This window comes from Mesorhizobium sp. M4B.F.Ca.ET.089.01.1.1 (genome assembly GCF_004022605.1).
GTDB classification, from domain to species: Bacteria; Pseudomonadota; Alphaproteobacteria; order Rhizobiales; family Rhizobiaceae; genus Mesorhizobium; species Mesorhizobium abyssinicae.
On the sequence record NZ_RZOS01000656.1, the window covers coordinates 1 to 2,369 of the forward strand.

At 62.1% G+C, this 2,369-nt stretch carries 3 protein-coding genes; 1 reads left to right on the forward strand and 2 read right to left on the reverse strand.

What is annotated here, in order from left to right; genetic code table 11:
* Window positions 1-155: 155 nt before the first annotated feature.
* Window positions 156-896 carry an IS21 family transposase gene (gene istA, locus EN780_RS32280; protein WP_245500195.1) on the reverse strand — a complete coding sequence of 247 codons (741 nt, stop codon included), beginning with the start codon at window positions 894-896 and terminating at the stop codon, window positions 156-158.
* A 16-nt stretch (window positions 897-912) separates the two neighbouring features.
* Here istA and EN780_RS39095 point away from each other — a divergent pair, with 16 nt between their 5' ends.
* On the forward strand, window positions 913-1,074 hold the full coding sequence (locus EN780_RS39095) for a hypothetical protein (RefSeq protein ID WP_189556919.1): 162 nt from the start codon (window positions 913-915) through the stop codon (window positions 1,072-1,074).
* A gap of 89 nt (window positions 1,075-1,163) precedes the next feature.
* On the opposite strand, the gene EN780_RS39100 is transcribed toward EN780_RS39095, so the two are convergent.
* On the reverse strand, window positions 1,164-2,369 hold a 1,206-nt coding region (locus EN780_RS39100; RefSeq protein WP_210215066.1), incomplete at its 5' end, for a hypothetical protein.

Below are 2,369 nucleotides of genomic sequence, written 5' to 3' on the forward strand. Positions count from 1 at the left end.
GCCAGGGGCTCAGCACCAAAGTCTGCAGCGACAATCTCAACCGTGGTCTGTGGGACATTGCTCACGACCTCGAGATCATCAAAGGCCGCCCGGGCCGAAACGCCGTTGCCGCCCGCCGTGCCTCAATTACCGTGCCATCAACCGAACAGGACTCACTATGAAACAATCGCCTTGTCCTTCGGTCGCCGCGGCCGTGCCGGCAGGACACCGACACCATAGTGGGATGCCATCATGCCGTAGCTTCGGTTGATCTCGGGATCGTAGAAACTGGCGCGGCTGACGCCAGACTTCAGATTGTCGGGAACGATCAGCCGGGGAACGCCTCCGAAGAAACGAAACATCCGGACATGCGAGCCGATCCAGTCGGGGAGCGTTTGCGTCCAAGTCGCCTCAGCATAGGTGAAGCTGGAGGCGCCGAGCACCGCCACGAAGATCTCCGCCTCACGGATCTCACCGGTCTTGCGATCAACAATCGGGATCTTCTTGCCGGAATAGTCGACGAAGACCTTGTCGCCGGCCGCATGCTCCTGGCGCATCGTCGGCGAAAGCCGCTGCTCGAAACCGCGAAAGAGTTCGCAGAAGCGACTGTAGCCATATCCTTCGGGATGCGACCCACGATACTCCTCCCAGAGGATGAGCAAGGTGACGCCGGGCTTCTTGAGTTCGACCGCAAGATCGGCCCAGTTCGGTTCTGTGCGTCTTCTCGTGCCCTGTTTGACGCCGTTGCGAGTGAAGAGTTTGTTCTCGAGCGCATCGTCGGTCAGTTCGCCCGGCAAGGGCCAGCTCAATCCAACCGCCGCTGCGCGCTGCAGATTATCCTGCACCGTACTGCGCGCTATTCCCAGCACGACGGCAATCTCGCGGGAGCTGGTCCCGCTTCCGGCAAGCCGCAGCATTTGTCGTAACTGTCTCATGGTCAGCCTTCTCTTTGCCGGCATCAAAATCTCCCCGTTCATCGCGGGGCATTTGATGCCAAAGTTGCTGACCCAGGAGGTAATGTTCAGTGCCGAAAACTGGCCGACTTTTGATTGGAATGGTGGCCGGCTTCAAATCGGAATGGTGGCCGGTCTTTGATCGGAATGGCGGCCGGCTTCACGTCGGAATCCGCACCTTAGCGGAAATGCGGCGCACATATAGACCGCGCTGGCTTGATCAGCTGCGCGCTACACGGCATCGGCTTCCAGCCAGCCCCGGTATCCAGCGGCTCCATCCACGTCGTAATGCGCCGACCGGAGCAGATCCGCGGATTCGACCGTCAGAGACTCCAGCAGCTGAGCCTCCCGCCCAAGCATCTCGTCGAGATCGAAGAGCTCGCCTGTCGCCTCGAGCAGGCGTAGCCCATGGTCTACTTCGTTTGCTGCAGCGACTCCAGCGCGCCCGCCGACCATGCGATAGCGGTCGTGCGCAGGTGCCTGCACAATGTCGCATCGAAATCCAAGCGACAGCATGTCGGGGTGGTCCGGAAGCACCGCGTAGAAGCAGCTAGGCAGCATTTGAAGGGTGCGCTCCGGATGAGCCGCTCCGACAAATCGCAGCAGCCACTTGCCAAACCCGAGAGCGAATAAGTTCATGAACGCCCGCGGCTCCAGGGAGTTTGGATTGGCCAGCGCGGCACGCAGCCTGTCGCCGTCGGCCCGCAGCAGCTCGCCAGCCCTTCGCCCGAACTCGTCGCTTGCTTCCACGTTGTCCGATATAGCCGCGATCAGCGCCGAGAGGTTCCGGTCGTCTACACGGTTCGGCGCCACGCGTGTGGTGATGAACAGCAGCCATGGATGGATCGCATTGACCAGCTGCAGCTGGATGATCTCGGCCAGCGCATCTATTACGGTCGCGCGCCCGGGACCGGCCGCGCGCAGCGCGATGTGGTCGCAGAGATCGATGTTCACCGCGTGAAAGGGTCCGCCGCCGCGTACCTCAGGGTACGCAAGCGACCTCCGGTTCGCAATAGATTCAAACCGCTCACGCAAGATCGTCGAGCCGCTGTGGATCCGCGCAAGGCCTCGGACCGCGCTTTCAGCGATGTTCAGCTGTACGTCATCCGCCGAGCCCCGGCGCACCGAGTTGAGGCCGGTGAAGCGGAGATCGAGGCCAGCCAGCTCGCATGCCTCGCGGAGGACGCGCACGTCTAGAAGATCCTCGCCGGGCAGGCTCAGGTAGCGCACGGTCCTGGCGTCATCCGGGAAGTGCGTCTCGCGAAGCATGCGGAGGAGCGGGTCGTGCCACTGATATCGCCGGACCCACTGCTTGCGCGGACGGTGCCAAGGCTTGAAAGGCCGCTGAGGGGGGTCCTCGACGGTGGGTTTGCGCAGAATTCGACCGAGAATTTCGTCGTCGCTGAACTCCTCCTCCATCAGGGGCGGGCTCCGAAC

Excerpts from the sequence above, each read along its gene's own strand:
- istA (WP_245500195.1), bottom strand. The coding sequence starts at position 896 with ATGCTGCGGCTTGCCGGAAGCGGGACCAGCTCCCGCGAGATTGCCGTC.
- EN780_RS39095 (WP_189556919.1), top strand. The coding sequence starts at position 913 with ATGGTCAGCCTTCTCTTTGCCGGCATCAAAATCTCCCCGTTCATCGCG.